Genomic DNA, 19,627 nt, shown 5'->3' with positions numbered 1-19,627 from the left:
GTGCCGGTCGCGTACGACCCGGCACCGGCGCTGATTCCGGTGGGAGACTCTCGTCAGCTGGCGTAGGAGCGCAGCCGCTCGGCGCGGTCGCCCTGACGCAGCTTGCCCATCACTTCGCGCTCGATCTGACGGACACGCTCGCGGGAGAGCCCGAAAAGCTTGCCGATCTGGTCGAGGGTGCGCGGCTGACCGTCGTCGAGACCGTAACGCAGGCGGATGACCTGCTGCTCACGCTCGTCGAGGGTGGCCAGCACGCTGCGCACATCGCTGTGCAGGAGACCGGCGATCACGGCGTTCTCCGCCGACGTGGCCTCGGAGTCCTCGATGAAGTCGCCCAGGGGTGCTTCCTCGTCGTTGCCGACCGGCATGTCGAGGCTCACCGGGTCGCGGCTGTGATCGAGGAGATCCGCGATCTTGTGCGCCGGGATTCCGGACTCTTCGGCCAGCTCGTCGTCCGTCGCCTCACGCCCGAGCTGCTGATGCAGCTCACGCTTGATGCGGGCCAGCTTGTTGACCTGCTCCACGAGGTGCACTGGGAGCCGGATCGTCCGGCTCTGGTCGGCCATGCCGCGGGTGATCGCCTGACGAATCCACCAGGTGGCATACGTCGAGAACTTGAACCCCTTCGCATAGTCGAACTTCTCCATCGCGCGGATCAGACCCAGGTTGCCCTCCTGGATGAGGTCCAGCAGGGGCATGCCGCGTCCGGTGTACCGCTTCGCGAGCGAGACGACGAGCCGCAGATTAGCCTCGAGGAGGTGTGCGCGGGCGGACTGTCCTTCACGGACGATCGTCGCGAGGTCGCGCTTCTTGGCGGGGGAAAGACGCTTCCCGGTCTCCAGGATGTGCGCGGCGTACAGCCCAGCCTCGATTCGCTTGGACAGTTCTACCTCGTCTGCGGCCGTCAGCAGAGCTGTACGGCCGATTCCGTTCAGGTAGACCCGGACCAGGTCGGCAGCGGGGCTCTGGGCGTCCAGATCGGCAGCGCTGGGGCGAATGCGAGTAGTGGTGCTGGGGCTTGTCATGACTTGCCTCCTCATCGGTGGTGTCTCATATGGATCAACGCGCCGAAGGCCTGGGAAAGTTCCCGGCCGGTAATTTGCGAGGAGGCTGTGACCTGCGGGTTCCTCGATTCGGTCCTGAGAAGTTGCTGAGAACACGTATAAGGGGGACGGATCGGGAACCCGGCGGCTACGCGGGAAGCACGAGGCCGTGCCGGACGAGGGCGTGCACGAGCGGCACCGCCGACTGCGCGAGTTCCTCGGCGTCGACGCCGTGGGCGGCGGCGAGGAGCTCGATCAATTCGCCCAGCACGAGGCCGTCGCCGCGCATGCCCGCGACGAGCGAGGCGACGAGATCGTCGACCTCGTGCTGCCACGCCGGGCCGTTCCCCCGGTGCAACCGGGCGACCACCTGGGTCCACCCCTCCTCGCCGGGCAGGAACACCCGCTCCAGGGCGGTGCTCTCCTCGACGCGGAAACGCGCGGTGAGCACGTCGTGCTCGCGCAGCCACGCCACCCGCTCGAAGTACGCGAGCGCCTCCGCGCCCAAGGGGTCGGTGAAGCCGTGGGTGAGATCCTCCGCCATCAGATCGGTGGGTGCGTCGGTCCGGCGCAGGTAGACGAACCCGAAGCCGACCCCCTCGACGTTCGCGCTCGCGAGGTGATCCAGCCAGTCCCCGGCGATCGTCGCGGTGGACGGGTCCCGGGTGTCGAGGCCGCCGTCCCGCATCCAGGTGCCGACGTACAGGGCCGGGTCCGCGACGTCCCGCTGCACCACCCACGCGTCGATCCCGTGGGCGGGAAGCCAGGACGCCACCCGGGCGCGCCAGTCCTCGCCCTCGACGTGGATCCAGGACGCCAGCAGCGCCGCCGTCCCGCCGGGCGCGAGGTAGTCGGCCACCTGGGAGATCATCAGCTCACTCGCGCCGTCGAGGTCGAGTCCGGAGTCGCGGTAGGTGTGACCCACCCGGGCGCGGCTGACGACGAACGGCGGATTGGCCACGACCTGATCGAACGTCCGGCCCTCGACCGGCTCGAACCACGACCCGGCGAGCAGTTCCACCTCTTCCTCGTTGAGCGCCGCCGTGACGGCCGCCAGATCGACGGCACGGACGTTCAGGTCCGTGGCCGTGACCGAGCCGGCGTAGGACGCGCCGTGCAGGGCCTGGATTCCGCAACCGGTCCCGACGTCGAGCAGTGTCCCGACCGGCGCGGTCGGGGTGGCCTGCAACAGCGACAGCGACGCGTGCCCGACGCCGATGACGTGGTCGACGGGGGTCTCGCGGGGGCGGAGTGCGCCGTCGAGGTCGGAGAGCACCCAGCGGTTGCCACCGCCGATGTCCATCGGACGGAGGTCGAGGGCTGCCCGGACCGCGTCGCCGTCGGATTCGAGTAGGCCGGCCGCGACGGCGTCCTCGACCGGAAGCGGGGACAGCGCCGCGGCCACCTCACCGACGGGACAGTCGTCGGTGAGAAGGAACAGGCGGATCAGGGTGCCGAGTTCGCCGCAGCCGGCGCTGGCCCGGCGCACCGGGACCGGCTCGTTGCGGCTCAACGCCGCATGGACCTCGGGGCCCAGCGCATCGAGCAGAGTGTCCGTGTCGTACCGGTTGCGGCGGAGGGCCTCACGCAGAGAGGGGCAGATCGACAGCAGCTCGTCACGGTTCACTCGTGCATTGTTGCAGCACGCCCGACTGCGTCAGCCCTCGATCGTGTGGTGTGGCGGCGCGGGCAGGGCCGTGGACGGCGACTCGCGGTGGTCGTACCGGCTGGGCTCGTCCTTGGTGCGCGGCGGCCGGTCGTTGGCGATGAGGACCGCGATCCACGGCAGCGGGATCGACACACCGATAATCGCCATCGAGATCCACGGGTTCTCCCAGATGCCGTACGCCACCGCCGCGAAGATCAGCGCGGGGAACCGGAAGGACATGATGAGCAGGTACTTGCGGACCCGGGCGCGGTGTTGATCCTCGATGGATTGCGCTGCCTCGGTGATGAGAACCGGATTGCTCGGTGAGCCGGCGTCGTGAGACCCGCCGAACCCTGCACTTCGTGCCATGTCTCCACTGTTCCACTGTCAGGCGGGAAATGCACACAGGGGGTGGGATCGTCGGCCGGTTGCGGCATTATTGAGGGGTGAGCACTCAAACCAAGGAACGGCCCGACGTCACCACCGACGAGTCGACCGATGACGACACTCCCAAGTTCTTCCACTACGTCAAGAAGAACAAGATCGCGGAGAGCGCCGTCATGGGCACTCACGTCGTCGCGTTGTGCGGCGAGGTGTTTCCGGTGACGAAGTCCGCGAAGCCGGGATCGCCGGTCTGCCCTGACTGCAAGAAGATCTACGAAGGATTGCGCAAGGGCGACTGAGGCTTCGCCGGCGCTCGTCGCACACCCGGTGGCTCGGGAGATTCTCGTACCGGGCCGTCGGGCTCGTCGTCGTTCCCGGACACCGGTTCGGCCGCATCCGGGCGGGCTCGGTCGCCGACGACCTTGATCGGACCGGTGGCGATACGACGAGTGAGGCTGGTCACCGGACCCGTCGACGGCGAACTCTCGGCCTGCGCGGCGATCCAATCCCGCATCTGGTCGATGCGGGTCGCACGGGCGGGCCAGAACTCCTGGACGGTGGCGTTGAACTCGGCGCCGAGCACCACCGCGAAACCGAGGAAGAACGTGAACAGCAGGAACGCGATCGGCGTGGCCAGCGCCCCGTACGTGTACCCGGTTCCGGCCACCCAGGAGAGGTAGCGGCGCAGGCAGGTGCTCGCGCCGAGGAAGAAGATCCCCGCGACGAGCGCGCCGCCGAGGAGTCGGTGCCAGGGCAGCGACCGGGGGAGCGCCACCTTGTAGAGCGTCGTCAGGCCGACGATGAGCAGCAGTCCCACGCCGGGGTAGTAGAACGTGTCGACGATCTCGGTCCCGATCGTGCGCCAGGCCTCCGGGAGCACCCTGCCGACGAGTGTCGGCCCCAGCGCGACCAGCGGCAGGGTGAACACGGCGAGGATCAGGAACATCACGTAGAGCAGCAACGCGAACACGCGCTGCCACACGGGGTGCCGCGCCTCCTGCTGACCGTGGGCCTCGACGATCGAGTCCACGAACGTGGAGATGGCGGACGACCCGGCCCACAGGGACAGCAGAAAGCTCAGTGACACGATCTCGGGACGCCCGCGTTCGAGTACGTCGCCGACCGTCGGGCGGATGATCTGTTCGACGACGCTGTCGCTGAACACCGTCCCGCTGAAGTTGATGATCTTCGACTGGATGATGTCGACGGTGTCGGGTCCGAACCACCCGCCGACATAGCCGAGCATCCCGAGGAGCCCTAGCAGGAGCGGGGGCAGCGACAGCGTCTGCCAGAACGCCGCCGTGGCCGCCTTTCCGAAGATCGAATCGTCCCAAGCCTTGCTCGCTGTGCGACCGATCACGCTCAGTGTGCGACGTAGCGGATGCCACCCGGACCGGGGTGGGTCACCGCCACTGCGCGGCGTTGTCGAGGGTGTTTCGGTCATGATGTTTCCAGCATCCCTGACGACACGCCCGGTTGCCCACCGCTGCTGTCCTCGTGTCGCGACAAATCTGTCACTATCGGAACTCGCGAATGCGGTTCGCGTCGGATCCGGGCGCTAGGCTCCTTGACGGACAGCGCCTTCGGGTCTGGACCCGGACATGTCGATCGAATACCGAGGAGTGCGAGCAAACAGTGCCATGCCAGCGGAGGGCAGCCCGTGAGTGCTGAGACAGTGGGCTCCCAGTCGGCGCCGAGAATGGAAACCGAGGCCGCGCAGATCGTGGGCACCGAGGCCTACCTCGCACAGACCGAACCTGCCAGACCCGCAGGATCGCTGCGCGCCTGGCAGCGTCGTGCGCTGACGAAGTATCTGTCCACCGGACCGCAGGACTTCCTCGCGGTCGCGACGCCGGGCGCCGGTAAGACCACGTTCGCGCTGCGGGTCGCGTCGGAGTTGCTGCGCGACCGCACCGTCGATCAGGTGACCGTGGTCGCGCCGACCGAGCACCTCAAGCACCAGTGGGCCGAGTCCGCCGCGCGCAACGGCATCGCGCTGGACTCGTACTTCTCGAACTCGACCGGGCAGACGTCCAGCGACTACCAGGGTGTCGTGGTGACGTACGCGCAGGTCGCCTCGCACCCGTTCAAGCACCGGGTCCGCACCGAGAGCCGGCGCACGCTGGTCATCCTCGACGAGATCCACCACGGTGGTGACGCGAAGAGCTGGGGTGACGCCATCCGGGAGGCGTTCGGTGACGCCACCCGCCGTCTGGCCCTGACCGGTACGCCGTTCCGCAGCGACGACAGTGCGATCCCGTTCGTGACGTACGAACCCGACCGCGAGGGTCTGATGCGGTCGAAGGCGGATCACTCCTACGGGTACTCGGACGCCCTCGCGGACGGCGTCGTCCGGCCTGTCGTGTTCCTCGCGTACTCCGGCGAGGCACGCTGGCGGAACAACGCGGGTGAGGAGTTCTCCGCGCGACTCGGCGAGCCGCTCAGCGCGGAACAGACGGCCCGGGCGTGGCGAACCGCTCTGGACCCGTCGGGCGACTGGATTCCCGCGGTCCTGCACGCCGCCGACACCCGTCTGGGCCAGCTGCGTACAGGCGGCATGCCCGACGCCGGAGGTCTCGTGATCGCGACCGACCAGACTGTGGCCCGTGCGTACGCGCAGACACTGAAGGCGGTCACCGGGGAAGACCCGGTCGTGGTGCTCTCCGACGACCCGACGGCGTCCAAGCGGATCGCCGAGTTCGGGGCGAGCACCCAGAAATGGATGGTCGCCGTCCGCATGGTGTCGGAAGGCGTCGACGTTCCCCGCCTGGCCGTCGGTGTGTATGCCACCAGTGCGTCCACCCCGCTGTATTTCGCGCAGGCGATCGGGCGTTTCGTGCGGTCCCGCCGCAAGGGCGAGACCGCGAGCGTGTTCCTCCCGTCGGTTCCGGTGCTGCTCGACCTGGCCAGCCAGCTCGAGGCGCAGCGCGACCACGTGCTCGGCAAGCCGCATCGGGAGAAGGACGGCTTCGACGACGACCTCCTCGCCGACGCGAACAAGCAGAAGGACGAGCTCGGCGAGGAGGAGAAGGCGTTCACCTCGCTCGGCGCGGACGCCGAGCTCGATCAGGTGATCTACGACGGATCGTCCTTCGGGACGGCCACGTTCTCGGGCTCCGACGAGGAGGCCGACTACCTGGGTCTGCCCGGGCTGCTCGACGCCGATCAGATGCGCGCGCTGCTGCGTCAGCGTCAGTCGGAGCAGCTGGACAAGCAGGAGCCTGCACCCGCGCCCGTGCACACGCCCGTTCCTCAGGTCGCGGACCGGGTGGCTGCCGCCGGACAGCTCGCGCAGCTGCGCCGCGAACTGAACAGTCTCGTCGCGATGCACCACCACAGGACGGGCAAGCCGCACGGCACCATCCACGGCGAACTGCGTCGTGTCTGCGGGGGACCGCCCACGGCGATCGCCACCGTCGAGCAGCTCACCGAGCGGATCTCCACCCTGCGCCAGTGGTGACCGGCGTCATCCGGTGACTCGAACGCAAAGAGACCGGCGAGTGCATCGCACTCGCCGGTCTCTGTGCTGAAGAGGTGAGCCTGGGACGGGTCACCCGGGCTGACGTATCAGATTGCAGCTTCGGCTTCGGACACGATCGTGGCGTTCATCTCGCGAAGACGGTCTGCGTGCTCGTTGGCGTGGTGACCGCAGAAGAGCAACTCTCCTCCGGTCGGAAGAACCGCGCGAACGCGGGCTCCCGCACCGCACCGGTCGCACCGGTCGGCTGCGGTCAACGGGGGGCTGGTCAGTGTTCCGGGCATGACTCCTCCGTACTGGCTTCGACTGATGCCGAGTGCCTGGGGCCTTGGTCCGCCGCGTCGGGGGTGGCGCGGTGGATCTACTCTGTCAGACGTTTGGGGTTTACGCGTTGTTCCCGTCGGCGTTTCTCAGTGTTGCATCACACACGAAACGCGCCGGAAACGCGCCGTCAGGGACGTGACGAGCGCAGATGTGAACAGACCGCACGGTCCGAGTTCGCTGACAGCTGATTCGTTTTCGGGCGTGACGCTAGTCTCACCGAGTGAAATCCGAAGACCAGCTGGTCCACATCTGCAGCCGCGACGAATGGCGCACCGCGGAACGCGAAGGCACCCGAGTGCCCGCGACGTTCGCGACGGACGGTTTCGTGCACCTTTCGACGCCCGCCCAAGTGCATCTGCCCGCCAACAGGTTGTTCGCCGGCCGCACGGACCTCGTTCTGCTGAGGCTCGACCCCGCCGCGCTCGGTGCGCCGGTGAAATGGGAGCCGGGCGTGCCGGCCGATCCGGCGTCGATGCTGTTTCCACACCTGTACGGGCCGCTGCCCGTCACGGCGGTCACCGCGGTCGAGGAGTACCGCCCCGACGCCGACGGAACGTTCCCGGCCCGGCGCTGACGCGAGCCTTCCGCGGTGGGCACACCGATCGGTCTACCGTGGAGGCATGAACGTTGAAGTGACGCCACTACCGGGTATCGGGGTGCGTAAGGACTTCGAACTCGCCGCCGGTCGCCGCATCGGTGTCATCACCCATCGCGACGGTCGCACCGATCTGATCGTCTCGAAGGCCGACGATCCCGATGCGTGCGCTGCGTCCGTGCCGCTCACCACCGAGGAGGCGGCAGTCCTCAGCAATCTGCTGGGGGCACCGCAACTGGTGGCGCAGCTGGAGGAGGAGCACCGGGACCTGCCCGGCATCCGCACCAAGCAGCTGTACATCAAGGAGGACTCCCGGTTCGACGGCCGCTCGCTCGGCGACACGGCGATGCGCACCCGCACCGGGGTCTCGATCGTCGCGGTCATGCGGGCCGGTCAGGTGTACCCGTCACCGAAGCCCGACTTCCTGCTCACCTCCGGTGACCTCCTGGTCGCCGTCGGAACCACAGACGGACTGGACGCGTCAGCCAAGCTCCTGGCCAACGGCTGACGGTCCCGTGAACACCACCACGCTCGCGCTCATCGAACTGGGCGCGGTGTTCTTCGCGCTCGGATTGCTGGGCCGTCTGGCCGCTCAATTCGGCATGTCGCCGATCCCGTTCTATCTCCTCGGCGGACTCTGCTTCGGCAGCGGCGGATTCGTCAACCTCGGCGACATCAGCGAGTTCAGTCACCTGGCGAGCGAGATCGGGGTGGTTCTTCTCCTGCTTCTGCTCGGGCTCGAATACACCGCGTCGGAACTCGTCACCGGGCTGCGACGGTCGTGGATGGCCGGTGTCGTGGACGCCGTCCTCAACGCCGCGCCCGGGGCGGTCGTCGCCCTGATGCTGGGGTGGGGGACCACCGGCGCGGTCGTGATGGCCGGCGTCACCTACATCTCGTCGTCGGGCATCATCGCGAAGGTGCTGAGCGACCTGGGTCGGCTCGGTAACCGTGAAACGCCGGTCGTGCTCTCGATTCTCGTGTTCGAGGACCTCGCGATGGCCGTCTACCTACCGATTCTGACGGCCCTCCTCGCCGGCGTCAGTTTCGCCGGTGGACTCGAGGCGGTGGGCATCTCCCTCGTCGTGATCTCGGTCGTCCTCGTGATCGCCCTGCGGTACGGCCGCTATGTTTCCGCTCTGCTGGACAGCCCGGACAGCGAGACCCTGCTCCTGAAACTGCTCGGTGCCGCACTCCTCGTGGCGGGGATCAGCTCGGCGATGCAGGTCTCGGCCGCGGTCGGGGCGTTCCTCCTGGGGATCGCGATCTCCGGTACGACCGCCCACAACGCGAGCCGTGTCCTCGAACCGCTCCGTGATCTGTTCGCGGCGATGTTCTTCGTGGTGTTCGGGCTCAACACCGATCCCCGTGCGATCCCGCCGGTGCTCGGCTGGGCCGTCCTCCTCGCCGTCGTCACGGCGCTGACGAAGATGATCACCGGCGCGTGGGCGGCGAAACAACAGGGCGTCGGGCGGCTGGGCCGGGCCCGGGCCGGAGTCGCGTTGATCGCGCGCGGCGAGTTCTCGATCGTCATCGCCGGCCTGGCGTTGTCGGCCGGAGCGGTGGAGAGCGAACTCGTGGCACTCGCCACCGCGTACGTCCTCCTGATGGCCGTCATCGGCCCGGTGGCGGCCCGCGTGGTCGAACCGGTGGCAGGTGTCTGGATCCGGGTTCGCACCAGCGCGTAGCGGGCCGCAGACGACAATGCCCCCGGACTCGCTCGGAGTCCGGGGGCATCGAGGTGTGTTTCGTCAGTCCAGGTAGTCGCGCAGCACCTGGGACCGGGACGGGTGGCGCAGCTTCGACATGGTCTTGGACTCGATCTGACGGATGCGCTCACGCGTGACCCCGTAGACCTGGCCGATCTCGTCGAGGGTGCGGGGCTGTCCGTCGGTCAGGCCGAAGCGCAGGCGCACGACGCCCGCTTCACGCTCGGACAGCGTCTCGAGCACCGACTGCAGCTGATCCTGCAGCAGGGTGAACGACACGGCGTCGACGGCCACGACGGCCTCGGAGTCCTCGATGAAGTCGCCGAGCTGGCTGTCGCCTTCGTCGCCGATCGTCTGGTCGAGGGAGATGGGCTCACGAGCGTACTGCTGGATCTCCAGCACCTTCTCGGGCGTGATGTCCATTTCCTTGGCGAGCTCTTCGGGAGTGGGCTCGCGGCCCAGGTCCTGCAGGAGTTCACGCTGGATGCGGCCGAGCTTGTTGATGACCTCCACCATGTGCACCGGGATGCGGATGGTGCGGGCCTGGTCGGCCATCGCGCGGGTGATGGCCTGACGGATCCACCACGTGGCGTAGGTCGAGAACTTGTAGCCCTTGGTGTAGTCGAACTTCTCGACGGCACGGATGAGGCCCAGGTTGCCTTCCTGGATCAGGTCGAGGAACGCCATGCCGCGGCCGGTGTAGCGCTTCGCCAGCGACACGACGAGGCGGAGGTTCGCCTCGAGGAGGTGGTTCTTGGCGCGGTTTCCGTCGCGGCAGATCCAGCTCATGTCCCGGCGCTGGGCGGCGGGGAGCTTCTCGCCGGAATCGGACAGCTCCTGCATGATCTGGGTCGCGTAGAGCCCGGCCTCGATCCGCTTGGCGAGCTCGACCTCCTCTTCGGCGTTGAGGAGGGCGACCTTGCCGATCTGCTTGAGGTAGGCACGGACCGAGTCGGCGGACGCGGTCAGTTCGGCGTCCTTGCGGGCCTGGCGGAGCGCTTCGGACTCCTCCTCGTCCCACACGAAGTCGCCGGAGGCCTTGTCCTTCTCGGACGGCTCCTCGGTCTCCTCGTCTTCGCCGACCGCGACGACCTCGACGACATCGGACTCGACCTCGGCGAGGTCGCCCTCGGTGATGTCGATGTCTTCCATGTCGGCGGAGTCTTCGTCGACGTCCTCGCCGTCCGCGCCCTTACCGGCCGTGGCCTTCTTGCCGCCCGCCTTCTTGGCTGCCGCCTTCTTGGCGGGAGCCTTCTTCGCTGCTGCCTTCTTGGCGGGAGCCTTCTTGGCCGCCGGCTTCTTCGCGGGAGCTTCCTCGGCTGCCGGAGCAGTGCCGGTGGCTGCCGCTCCGACTGGTGCTTCCGGTCCTGACTCCGAAGTCGAATCAGCAGTCTGACGTGTATCGGTGGCTGCCACGTACGCCCTTTCGTGACGGTGTCGTGCGGCGTCACGCCAGAGTGGTCATCCGGCGGAGAGGTCTACTGGTTTCGCCGGCGCGCAGCCGGGCTCTTCCATTGTAACGACCCATCCGAATTAGTTACGGAGCGATGCCCGTTTCCACTGCGAGCGCAGCACCGACGATGCCTGCCGTATTCAGCAGCGCAGCAGGTACGACGGGTGTCCTGTTGGTCAGATGCGGGATCCACTTCTCGTTCTTCCGGCTGATTCCGCCGCCCGCGATGAACAGATCCGGCCACAGGAGGTTCTCGAAGCGGGTGAGGACACGGCTCACCTCGCCGGCCCATTCCTTGTACGACTGATCCTTCTTCTCCTTGACCGAGGAAGCCGCCCGGTGCTCGGCTTCCTTGCCGTCCACCTCCATGTGCCCGAACTCGGTGTTGGGGAGCAGGACGCCGTTGTGGAGGATCGCCGAGCCGATGCCGGTGCCGAACGTGAGGAGGATGACGACCCCCTTCGCGTCCTTGCCGGCGCCGAGCGCGTCCTCCGCTATCCCCGCGGCATCCGCGTCGTTGAGGACGGTGACGAGCCGGCCGCCGAGTGCGTCGGAGAACAACGCGCGGGCGTCCGTCCCGATCCACTTCTTGTCGATGTTGGCGGCGGATCGCGCCACACCGCCGGTGACGACGCTCGGCAGGGTTATACCGACCGGTCCGTTCCATTCTGCCTGGCGGATGATCTCGGCGACGGTCTCCGCAACCGCCTCCGGAGTGGAAGGCTGGGGAGTGAGAAGCTTGATGCGGTCCCCGACCAGCTGGCCAGTCTCGAGATCCACGACGCCACCCTTGACGCCACTGCCTCCGACGTCGACACCGAACCCCGTTTTGGTCATGGCGTGTGCTCCTTCGTGTCGACGACGACGTGTTCTCCGGCGCTCTGCTGCTGTCCGTCACACTAGTGTGTCGGCGCGTGTTCGGTGGGCGATGACACCAGCTGTGCGAAACGTCAGCGGTGGTGTGAGGCAGCGAAAGTGTGTTCCGATGGGTGGGTGCATGCAGCCCAGAGTTCAGAGTCCGCGCCAGGCCATGTCGGCACCGATCCCCGGCGACTGCTCGAGGTCGCCGTGGCGGTGGCCGAGGAAGCCGCCGCCCACGTTCGGGCGCGACGGCCCGAGGTCTTCGGAAACGTCGGGAAGCGAGCGGGATCCGGCGATTCCGTTGCGTCGAAGAGCACCCCGACCGACCCGGTCACGGTGGTCGACACCGAGAGCGAGCAGGTCATCCGCGACCGGCTCGCGGAGCTTCGCCCCGGCGACGCGATCCTCGGCGAAGAAGGTGGGGGAGAGGAGGATTCCGCCGCCGAGGTGCGGTGGATCGTGGATCCGATCGACGGCACCGTGAACTTTCTGTACGGCGTCCCGGCGTACGCCGTCTCCGTGGCCGCCCAGATCGACGGCGTGTCCGTCGCCGGGGCCGTCGTCGACGTGGCGGCCCGATCGACCTACGCGGCGGCACGCGGCGGCGGGGCAACCCTCACCGACGCGGACGGACGGGTGAGCAACCTCCGGTGCAACCCGGTCACCGACGTGTCGATGGCGTTGCTCGCCACCGGATTCGGGTACGGCGCCGCGCGGCGCGAGGCGCAGGGCGCCCTCATCGCGGACATCCTGCCGAGGGTGCGGGACATCCGCCGGATCGGCTCGGCGGCCCTCGATCTGTGCATGGTCGCCGCCGGCCGTGTCGACGCCCACTTCGAACACGGGCTGAGCCCGTGGGACTGGGCCGCGGGGTCGCTGATCGCCACCGAGGCGGGGGCCCGCGTGCGAATCCCCTCCCCGCAGACGTCGAGTGCGGACGGCGACGTGGTGGTGGCCGCGGCCCCCGGGATCGCGGACGCGCTGGACGCGCTGTTCGCCGAGATCGGGGTGGATGCCCCGATCCCGGAAGGGTGACCGCCGGTCAGCAGCGGGCGGTGCGCGCCGCCTTGAGGAGGTCGATGTCGAGGGGGGCGGGCTGGGTTCCGGGCGGCGGATCCTTCAGGGACCGCAGGACTTCTTCGGCGTCGGTGTTCGGCGAGATCTTGCGGAAGTAGGTGCCGAGGGCGAGGTCGACCGTGTCGTCGGTGCGGGTGTCCTGGATGAGTTCGGCGCACGGGGCCACCAGCCAGAGCGCGCTCGCGGCGGCGGCGCCGTCGGGGCCGAACCGCAGCTGCCCCTGGCACTGCATGTTCTGGTCGACGTAGACCGGGTCGTTGCCCGCCTGGACGTCGGGTGCGCTCGCGAACCCGTAGTCGCTGAGCTGTGCGGCCACCTGCGCCGCCTGGCCGTGCTCGCCGTTGGCGTTGAACACGCGCACCTTGGTGGCGGACAGCGCGGCAGGCTCCACGTCCCGCAGGGTCGAACCGTCGACCTTCTCGCCCAGTGCCTGCTGCGGCGGGGCGGCGGGGTCGACGGGCTGCGCGGCCGGCTGCGGAGGGTTGCAGTCGACGGTGGTGGCCAGATCCTCGTCGTCGCCGAGGACGCCGATCCACACGACGGCGCCGAGCAGGGCGAGGACGGCGAACACCACGAGGATCGGCATCGCCCGCCGCCGCCGGAACGGACGACCCTTGTCGTCGAGCGGGCTGCCTTCGGTGATCAGTGAAACCACAGTGTGCCTCGACCTCTCCTACGAACTGCGCTTCGTACGTTGCACCCGTACAGCGCACCGATACAGGGCCCGGCCACACGTCGTGGCGCAGGTTCGGCACCTACCTTAGATCCCTGGCACGTCATAACCCCGAACCCGTCCCCGTTGTGGAATGTCACAGCTTGCTGTGGTGTTGGTGACGATTAGCAGACAATTTGCGCGATCGGTCGATTCGGTTACGACTTTTGTACTTCCTTCGGCTACTGTCTGGCGGCCCCAGTCGTTCAAAGAGTGCAGAACGAGGGTCGGCAATAGATGACAAAAGAGGCGTAGATCATGTTTCCGGGGCCTGGTTCCGGGCACGAACCCATCCGCTGCAGCGTTGTGCAGCCGCAGGGTGTGATCTGCGCCGAGGCGGTTTTCGTGTGGGCGGTCGACCGGCAATCGGTTCGACGTACCGCACGGGCCGGGATACACGGAAGAGGATGAGGGGAAGGCGACATGGCAACTGACTACGACGCACCGCGGCGAACAGAGTCCGACGAGGTTTCGGAGGATTCGCTGGAGGAACTGAAGGCGCGACGCAACGAGGCTCAGTCGGCTGTTGTCGACGTCGACGAGTCCGACACCGCGGAATCGTTCGAACTGCCCGGCGCGGATCTGTCCGGTGAAGAGCTCTCGGTGCGGGTCGTTCCGAAGCAGGCCGACGAGTTCACGTGTTCGAGCTGTTTCCTGGTGCACCACCGCAGCCGGCTCGCCAGCGACGCGGGCGGAGTGCTGGTGTGCAGGGACTGCGCGGCCTGAGCGGCGGCGAGTACGAGAGGCGGACGGTGGGAGGCCCACCGTCCGATCAGTCTCCGTCCGCCTGCGGGCGGGCACGGTTGACGGCGGCCAGCAACTCGGCCGGCCGTCGTGTGCTGATCAACCAGTAGGGGGTCGGGTCCTCGGGGTCGTCGAGCACGATCAATGCCATCGGCTTGACCCAGACCCGGTGTTGCACGAAGGCGGCGGGGTCGAGCTGGCGACCGAGAGCCGCGCTCTTCGCCGAACCGGGAACCTCGGCGACCCGCGCGATGACGTCCAGCGGCAGATGCGCCTGTCCGACCCGCAGGTGGACACCGTTCGGTTCCTCCACGACCTCGACGCGGAGACGGCTGAGCCAGACGAGGCCCCACACGGGCAGGGGGAGCAGGAGGACGTACGGCAGCCACGCGCGCAGTCCCGGCGCACCCATGTGCACCTCCGCGGCGAGCAGACCGGCGACGAACAAGCCCACTGCCCACCACCAGACGGGCACCCACAGGCGCTCGGAGTACAGCACGGGCGAGGTGTTATCGGTGGGCGCGACTTCGGGCCGGGACGTTTGTGACACCCGACCAGGATAGTCGGTGTCTGAGAGTAGGCTCGGTGCACGTGAGCGACCTATCTCCCGGCCTTTCTCCCGCCGCGACCCCCGCCCTTCCGCCCGTCGCCCTCCAGCGGCTGGACCCCGACATTCCGGTCCCGCGGCGTGCGCACGACGGCGACGCCGGTGTCGACCTGTGCAGCACCATCGACGTGACCATCGAGCCGGGGCGCCGAGTCCTCGTCGGAACCGGCATCGCGATCGCGCTGCCCCTGGGCACGGTCGGGCTGATCCACCCCCGATCCGGGCTGGCCGCAAAATCGGGTCTGTCGGTGGTCAACACCCCCGGCACCATCGATGCCGGGTACCGCGGCGAGATCAAGGTGTGCCTGATCAATCACGATCTCGAGACCCCGATCGAGATCCGCCGGGGCGACCGGATCGCCCAGCTTCTCGTGCAGCGTGTCGAACTGGTGTCGTTCGTCGAGGTCCAGTCGCTCGACGGCACCACCCGCGGCAGTGACGGGCACGGGTCGAGCGGAGGCCACGCCAGCCTTGTCGGCAATGCCAGTGAAGGAGTCTGATCATGTTCGGACGTCGTAAGAAGAACGAAGCCGAGGACGACCGGTCCGGTTTCTTCGAGGACGCCGAGACGGACGCTGCGGCCGGCGACGGCGACGCGGATTACGAGGAGGCGGATTACGAGGACGACTACGACGCCGTGACCGAGGTGGACGGCGGTCCGTACGACGCCGACGACCTCGAGTCGGGCGCCGATCTCACCGTCGGTGAGGTGGGTACCCGCCTCGACCTCGGTTCGGTCCTCGTGCCGATGCCCCAGGGCGCCCAGTTGCAGGTAGAGATGGCGCCGGACGGTTCGCCGCAGGCTGTGCATCTCGTCACCCAGCACGGGCGCATCACCGTGGCGGCGTATGCCGCCCCGAAGTCTCCCGGCCAGTGGCGGGAAGTCGCGGGCGACCTCGCCGAATCGCTGCGCAACGACAACGCGACGGTGAGCGTCGAGAGCGGACCGTGGGGGCGCGAGGTCTTCGCCGTCACCCCGAACGCCGACCTGCGCTTCATCGGCGTCGACGGCTACCGGTGGATGGTGCGCTGTGTGGTCGCGGGACCGAGCGGCGGCAACACGGCCGACTCGGAGCTCGTCGCGACCGCCAGGGCGATCCTGCGCGACACCGTCGTGAAGCGGGGAAACGAGCCGAACCCGGTGCGGACCCCGCTGCCCGTGGTCCTGCCCGAGGCCCTCGCCCAGCAGCTGGCCGCCGCACACCAGCAGCAGTTGGCGCAGCAGCAGGGTGCCGTTCCGCAGCAGCCCGCTCCGCAGCAGCCGGCTCCGGCGGGTCCGCAGGGCGAACAGCAGGCGCCGCCCGCGGAAGCCCCGGCTCAGCCGCAGCAACGTCGCGGCGAATCGGGTTCGGCGATGCAGCAACTCGGTCGCTGATCCCGGCCCCCGAGATTCGCGGCTCAGGTCGTGTGCAGGACCGAGTCGAGCGCACTGAGGGTGGCGTAGCCGAGAACCGCCGGGTCGGCGCCGATCTCGTCCAGCGACACCGTGACGAGGCCCGCGTGCGGTAGTCGTTCGGACCACGTGCGGGCGACCTCGAGGGGATGCACGGCGTCGTCGGTGGCGGCAGCGATCCCCACCGGCGCCGTGATGCGCTCGAGGTCGCCCACACCGGGGGCGTGGTACTCGGACGCCTCGTCCAGCGCGGCGGGAAGGTGCGGCCACTGCGATCGCCAGGATTTCGCCAGTTCCCGGCCGAGCCATGCCGGGCTGGAGGCGATCATCTCGGCGGTGACCTGTTCGAGGCCGTCCGCCCGCAGCCGGGCCGCGGTGAACCGGGCGCTGGCGGCGGCGGGAGCGTCCGCGGCGGTCCCGGTCCACGCGGGCAGCGCCGCGAGAACCCCCGCGACGCGATCCGGGTGTGATCCTGCCCACTGCAGCGCCACGGCGGCCCCGATGGAGACCCCGCCGACGAGGATCCGCCCGTGCTGCGCGGCCGCGGCGTCGAGCGCGTCGACGTAGCTTCCGACGACTCGACGGGGATCGGGTTCGACTGCGGCCGTGTGAACTCCACGGCAGGTCAGAGGCTCGGTGAAGGCGCGGGCCACGAAGTCCGCGTCGGATCCCGTACCCGGGAGCACAACGGCCACGGACGGCCGATCATCAGAGGGCATGAGATGATCCTGCCTCGTCCGTCACAGCGCTCTTCCGGTGGTGTGGTTGACGGGAACCAATGGGTCTACAGTGGCGAATACACAGCCCTACGAGCGGCGCGAAGATCTCGCGTCGCACATGCTCCAGGAGCGCGCAATGGCACCCGCCACGGCAGGATATTTTCGTCGGCTGACTCGCAGGCTCACCGAGGACCTCGAGCAGCTGGACGCCGAGGAAATGGCCGAGACGTCTCAGGCGTCCGGCGCACAACGTGCCTGCGACTGCAGCCGCGGCGAAGAGGTCACCATGCTGGGACGGCTCCGTAGTGTCGAAGCCTGTCCGAAGTCCGGGAACGCCAGCATCGAAGCCGAATTCTTCGACGGCACGGAACAGATCAAGTTGGTGTGGATCGGCCGACGGAGAATTCCGGGCATCGAGCCGGGGAAGACCCTGCTCGTTCGTGGCCGTGTCGGCGAACGCGACGGCCAGAAGGTGATCTTCAACCCGTATTACGAGCTGCGCGGCGAATCGTAGCGGCCGTCTCGTGTGGCACTCTCGTTGAGTGACTGAAACGAAGCAGCAATCCATACTCGAACAGCTCGGTGGGATCAGCGGGCTGATCTATTCGACCCTGCCCATCCTGGTCTTCGTTCCGGTCAACGGTGTGTGGGGCCTGGGTCCGGCGATCTGGGCGGCCCTCGGTGTCGCCGTTGCCATTCTCGTCTGGCGCCTCGTCCGCCACAGCCCCATCCAGCCCGCGGTGTCCGGGTTCTTCGGTGTCGGCATCTCCGCGTTCATCGCCTACCGCACGGGCGATGCCAAAGGGTACTTCCTGTTCGGGATCTACACGAGCCTCGCGTACGGGGCGGTGTTCCTGATCTCGATTCTGGTGCGCTGGCCGCTCGTCGGCCTGATCTGGGGATTCCTCAACGGCCACGGCAACCTCTGGCGGCGCCATCGCGGCGCGGTACGTGCCTACGACGTGGCCACTGCCGCCTGGGCGCTGGTGTTCGCGGCCCGGTACCTGGTGCAGTCGCAACTCTATGATTCGGACCAGACCGGCTGGCTCGCGTTCGCGCGCATCGCGATGGGCTGGCCGCTGGCGGGATTGGCTCTCCTGGTGACGATCTGGGCTGTGCGCCGGGCAGACCGGATCGTCGAACCGGGACCCTCGGACGACGCCGTCGAGCCGACGGACGACACGGAAGCGGGCGGCCCCCGCGACGAGCCCGGCCGCACCTGAGCGCGGCCCTCGGCGGGGACCGCGGGGGCGCAGACCGGTTGTGGCGGAGACGAAGTCGCCGAACCGATCAGGCCACGAGGTCCTGGTACTCGGGATGCTTCGACGCGAATGTCATGACGTAAAGGCACACCGGGTGCACCCGCAGGTGACGACGGTGCTCTCGGGTGTTGCGGCGGTACTCGACGGATCCCGGGTGTCGATCGGTCCCTGCCGGGTCAGGAGAGCCCGACGGCCGTGCGCAGGTCGTCCTCGACGTCCACCGACGCGACGAACAGCAGTTCGTCGCCGCCCTCGAGCGGATCGTCCTGCTGCGGCACGATGACCCGTCCGCCGCGGAGGATGGTGACCAGTGCGGCATCGCGGGGCAATTGCAGCTTGCGGACGGGTTTCCCGGCGAGCGGGGTGTTGTCGGGCAGCGTGACCTCGACGAGGTTGGCCTGCCCCTGGCGCAGCGTCATCAGCCGCACGAGGTCGCCGACCGACACCGCCTCCTCCACCAGTGAGGCGAGCATCCGGGGGGTGGAGACGGCGACGTCGACTCCCCAGGATTCGTCGAACAACCACTCGTTGCGGGGGTCGTTGACGCGGGCGACCACACGGCTGACCCCGAATTCGGTCTTCGCGAGGAGGCTGAGGACCAGGTTGGCCTTGTCGTCACCGGTGGCCGCGATCACCACCTCGTAGGTTTCGAGGGAGGCGGCCTCGAGGCTGCTCAGCTCGCAGGCGTCGGCGTGGACCCAGGTGGCCTCGGGCACCGACTCCTGCTCGACGTGCTCGAGCTTGCGCTCGATCAGCATGACGTCGTGTTCGCTGCGGACCAGTTCGCGCGCGATCGAGCGTCCGACTGCGCCGGCTCCTGCGATTGCGACTCTCATCGATTGCTTCCGTTCGGGTGGTCGATCGTGAACATTCTCACTGCCGTCTCAGTTGTCCGAAGGCGGGGGATTGCCCGCGAGCGCGACGGCCTCGGCCACCGTTCCCGACACAGCCGCGATGTACACCTGGTCGTCGGCCTGGAAGACGGTCTTGCGGTCGGGAAGGACGCCGGTGCCGAAGCGGATGATGAACGCGACACGCGAATTCGTCGCGGCCTCGAGTTCGGCGACCGGTCTGCCGATCCAATCCTCGTGCAGGGACAACTCGGTGACCGCGACGGTTCCGGACGGATCGCGCCACTTGGCGGTCTGGCTGTCGCGGGTGAGGGTGTGCAGGAAGCGGTCCGTCGACCACGGGACGGTCGCGACGGTGGGGATCCCGAGCCGCTCGTACACGGCGGCACGCTTGGCGTCGTAGATCCGGGCGACGACGCGTTCCACGCCGAACGTCTCCCGGGCCACACGCGCGGAAATGATGTTGGAGTTGTCTCCGGACGACACCGCGGCGAATGCCTCTGCGCGCTCGATACCGGACTTGACCAGCACATCACGGTCGAACCCCATCCCGACGACGGTATGGCCGGGGAAGTCGGGTTCGAGACGCAGGAATGCGGCAGGGTCGCGGTCGATGACCGCGACCTCGTGGCCGATCCGGGTCAGCGAGCCAGCGAGGGATGAGCCGACCCGGCCGCATCCCATGATGACCACATACACCTTGTACTCCGTTCATGGGCTCTGGCGTCACGTCTCGAGTACGTGCGTACCGAATCGAACCGTACAGT

At 68.2% G+C, this 19,627-nt stretch carries 23 protein-coding genes; 11 read left to right on the top strand and 12 right to left on the bottom strand.

Annotation, left to right across the window (positions count from 1 at the left end; all coding sequences use genetic code 11):
- Positions 1 to 53 precede the first annotated feature (53 nt).
- From DTA22_RS08440 to DTA22_RS08430, 3 genes are all read right to left on the bottom strand, one after another.
- Positions 54 to 1,025 (bottom strand): sigma-70 family RNA polymerase sigma factor, encoded by a 972-nt coding sequence (locus DTA22_RS08440; protein WP_037232419.1) that lies wholly within the window; start codon positions 1,023 to 1,025, stop codon positions 54 to 56.
- Between the two features lie 166 nt (positions 1,026 to 1,191).
- The gene (locus DTA22_RS08435) at positions 1,192 to 2,670 is read right to left on the bottom strand and encodes a N5-glutamine methyltransferase family protein (RefSeq protein ID WP_112299172.1); all 1,479 of its coding nucleotides are present in this window, start codon (positions 2,668 to 2,670) and stop codon (positions 1,192 to 1,194) included.
- Positions 2,671 to 2,700: 30 nt separating this feature from the next.
- Positions 2,701 to 3,060, bottom strand: a complete 360-nt coding sequence (locus DTA22_RS08430; RefSeq protein WP_037232413.1) for a DUF3099 domain-containing protein — start codon at positions 3,058 to 3,060, stop codon at positions 2,701 to 2,703.
- A 77-nt stretch (positions 3,061 to 3,137) separates the two neighbouring features.
- Here DTA22_RS08430 and DTA22_RS08425 point away from each other — a divergent pair, with 77 nt between their 5' ends.
- Complete coding sequence (locus tag DTA22_RS08425) at positions 3,138 to 3,374, top strand: DUF3039 domain-containing protein (RefSeq protein WP_005240826.1); 237 nt, start codon at positions 3,138 to 3,140, stop codon at positions 3,372 to 3,374.
- Here DTA22_RS08425 and DTA22_RS08420 read toward each other — a convergent pair.
- A complete protein-coding gene (locus DTA22_RS08420) occupies positions 3,347 to 4,519 on the bottom strand; it encodes a YihY/virulence factor BrkB family protein (protein WP_174233775.1) in 1,173 nt (390 codons plus the stop codon). The two genes, DTA22_RS08425 and DTA22_RS08420, sit on opposite strands and share 28 nt — an antisense overlap.
- Before the next feature lie 255 nt (positions 4,520 to 4,774).
- On the opposite strand from DTA22_RS08420, the gene DTA22_RS08415 reads away from it, so the two are divergent.
- Entirely contained in the window at positions 4,775 to 6,535 is a 1,761-nt protein-coding gene (locus DTA22_RS08415) for a DEAD/DEAH box helicase (RefSeq protein WP_054246693.1), read from the top strand.
- Positions 6,536 to 6,642: 107 nt separating this feature from the next.
- Here DTA22_RS08415 and DTA22_RS08410 read toward each other — a convergent pair whose 3' ends face one another.
- The gene (locus DTA22_RS08410; RefSeq protein WP_005240831.1) at positions 6,643 to 6,837 is read right to left on the bottom strand and encodes a DUF7455 domain-containing protein; all 195 of its coding nucleotides are present in this window, start codon (positions 6,835 to 6,837) and stop codon (positions 6,643 to 6,645) included.
- 260 nt (positions 6,838 to 7,097) lie between these two features.
- On the opposite strand from DTA22_RS08410, the gene DTA22_RS08405 reads away from it, so the two are divergent.
- The 3 genes from DTA22_RS08405 to DTA22_RS08395 are packed head-to-tail and all read left to right on the top strand — an operon-like array spanning position 7,098 to position 9,160.
- Positions 7,098 to 7,451 (top strand): DUF952 domain-containing protein, encoded by a 354-nt coding sequence (locus DTA22_RS08405; RefSeq protein WP_112299170.1) that lies wholly within the window; start codon positions 7,098 to 7,100, stop codon positions 7,449 to 7,451.
- Between the two features lie 46 nt (positions 7,452 to 7,497).
- A complete protein-coding gene (locus DTA22_RS08400; RefSeq protein WP_037232405.1) occupies positions 7,498 to 7,980 on the top strand; it encodes a cation:proton antiporter regulatory subunit in 483 nt (160 codons plus the stop codon).
- A gap of 7 nt (positions 7,981 to 7,987) precedes the next feature.
- Complete coding sequence (locus DTA22_RS08395) at positions 7,988 to 9,160, top strand: cation:proton antiporter (RefSeq protein ID WP_037232403.1); 1,173 nt, start codon at positions 7,988 to 7,990, stop codon at positions 9,158 to 9,160.
- 63 nt (positions 9,161 to 9,223) lie between these two features.
- Here the strand turns inward: DTA22_RS08395 and DTA22_RS08390 are convergent, their stop codons facing one another.
- Complete coding sequence (locus DTA22_RS08390) at positions 9,224 to 10,597, bottom strand: RNA polymerase sigma factor (RefSeq protein WP_005569767.1); 1,374 nt, start codon at positions 10,595 to 10,597, stop codon at positions 9,224 to 9,226.
- A 121-nt stretch (positions 10,598 to 10,718) separates the two neighbouring features.
- Positions 10,719 to 11,471, bottom strand: coding sequence for a polyphosphate--glucose phosphotransferase (gene ppgK, locus DTA22_RS08385; RefSeq protein WP_112299169.1), 753 nt, complete (start codon positions 11,469 to 11,471; stop codon positions 10,719 to 10,721).
- A gap of 156 nt (positions 11,472 to 11,627) precedes the next feature.
- Here ppgK and DTA22_RS08380 point away from each other — a divergent pair, with 156 nt between their 5' ends.
- Positions 11,628 to 12,530, top strand: a complete 903-nt coding sequence (locus tag DTA22_RS08380) for an inositol monophosphatase family protein (protein ID WP_052033201.1) — start codon at positions 11,628 to 11,630, stop codon at positions 12,528 to 12,530.
- A gap of 7 nt (positions 12,531 to 12,537) precedes the next feature.
- On the opposite strand, the gene cei is transcribed toward DTA22_RS08380, so the two are convergent.
- Entirely contained in the window at positions 12,538 to 13,227 is a 690-nt protein-coding gene (gene cei / locus DTA22_RS08375) for an envelope integrity protein Cei (protein WP_112299168.1), read from the bottom strand.
- 480 nt (positions 13,228 to 13,707) lie between these two features.
- On the opposite strand from cei, the gene DTA22_RS08370 reads away from it, so the two are divergent.
- Positions 13,708 to 14,010, top strand: a complete 303-nt coding sequence (locus DTA22_RS08370) for a DUF4193 domain-containing protein (RefSeq protein ID WP_005240850.1) — start codon at positions 13,708 to 13,710, stop codon at positions 14,008 to 14,010.
- Positions 14,011 to 14,056: 46 nt separating this feature from the next.
- On the opposite strand, the gene DTA22_RS08365 is transcribed toward DTA22_RS08370, so the two are convergent.
- Positions 14,057 to 14,527 (bottom strand): DUF3093 domain-containing protein, encoded by a 471-nt coding sequence (locus tag DTA22_RS08365; RefSeq protein ID WP_005240851.1) that lies wholly within the window; start codon positions 14,525 to 14,527, stop codon positions 14,057 to 14,059.
- 86 nt (positions 14,528 to 14,613) lie between these two features.
- Here DTA22_RS08365 and dut point away from each other — a divergent pair, with 86 nt between their 5' ends.
- Together dut and DTA22_RS08355 are read left to right on the top strand one after the other, a co-directional pair.
- A complete protein-coding gene (dut, locus tag DTA22_RS08360; RefSeq protein ID WP_174233774.1) occupies positions 14,614 to 15,135 on the top strand; it encodes a dUTP diphosphatase in 522 nt (173 codons plus the stop codon).
- A gap of 2 nt (positions 15,136 to 15,137) precedes the next feature.
- On the top strand, positions 15,138 to 16,010 hold the full coding sequence (locus DTA22_RS08355; protein ID WP_112299167.1) for a DUF3710 domain-containing protein: 873 nt from the start codon (positions 15,138 to 15,140) through the stop codon (positions 16,008 to 16,010).
- A gap of 23 nt (positions 16,011 to 16,033) precedes the next feature.
- Here the strand turns inward: DTA22_RS08355 and DTA22_RS08350 are convergent, their stop codons facing one another.
- A complete protein-coding gene (locus tag DTA22_RS08350; RefSeq protein WP_037232394.1) occupies positions 16,034 to 16,747 on the bottom strand; it encodes an alpha/beta fold hydrolase in 714 nt (237 codons plus the stop codon).
- Between the two features lie 136 nt (positions 16,748 to 16,883).
- Between DTA22_RS08350 and DTA22_RS08345 the strand changes: the two genes are divergently transcribed.
- Together DTA22_RS08345 and DTA22_RS08340 are read left to right on the top strand one after the other, a co-directional pair.
- Entirely contained in the window at positions 16,884 to 17,261 is a 378-nt protein-coding gene (locus tag DTA22_RS08345; RefSeq protein WP_005240856.1) for an OB-fold nucleic acid binding domain-containing protein, read from the top strand.
- A gap of 28 nt (positions 17,262 to 17,289) precedes the next feature.
- The gene (locus DTA22_RS08340) at positions 17,290 to 17,970 is read left to right on the top strand and encodes a DUF3159 domain-containing protein (protein ID WP_112299166.1); all 681 of its coding nucleotides are present in this window, start codon (positions 17,290 to 17,292) and stop codon (positions 17,968 to 17,970) included.
- Between the two features lie 215 nt (positions 17,971 to 18,185).
- Here DTA22_RS08340 and DTA22_RS08330 read toward each other — a convergent pair whose 3' ends face one another.
- Together DTA22_RS08330 and DTA22_RS08325 are read right to left on the bottom strand one after the other, a co-directional pair.
- Positions 18,186 to 18,845, bottom strand: coding sequence for a potassium channel family protein (locus DTA22_RS08330; protein WP_037232390.1), 660 nt, complete (start codon positions 18,843 to 18,845; stop codon positions 18,186 to 18,188).
- 48 nt (positions 18,846 to 18,893) lie between these two features.
- A complete protein-coding gene (locus DTA22_RS08325; protein WP_037232387.1) occupies positions 18,894 to 19,559 on the bottom strand; it encodes a potassium channel family protein in 666 nt (221 codons plus the stop codon).
- Between the last annotated feature and the right edge of the window lie 68 nt (positions 19,560 to 19,627).

Origin of the sequence: Rhodococcus wratislaviensis, assembly GCF_900455735.1 — a bacterium.
GTDB lineage: Bacteria > Actinomycetota > Actinomycetes > Mycobacteriales > Mycobacteriaceae > Rhodococcus_F > Rhodococcus_F wratislaviensis.
This window is presented reverse-complemented; position numbering and strand designations above follow the sequence as displayed.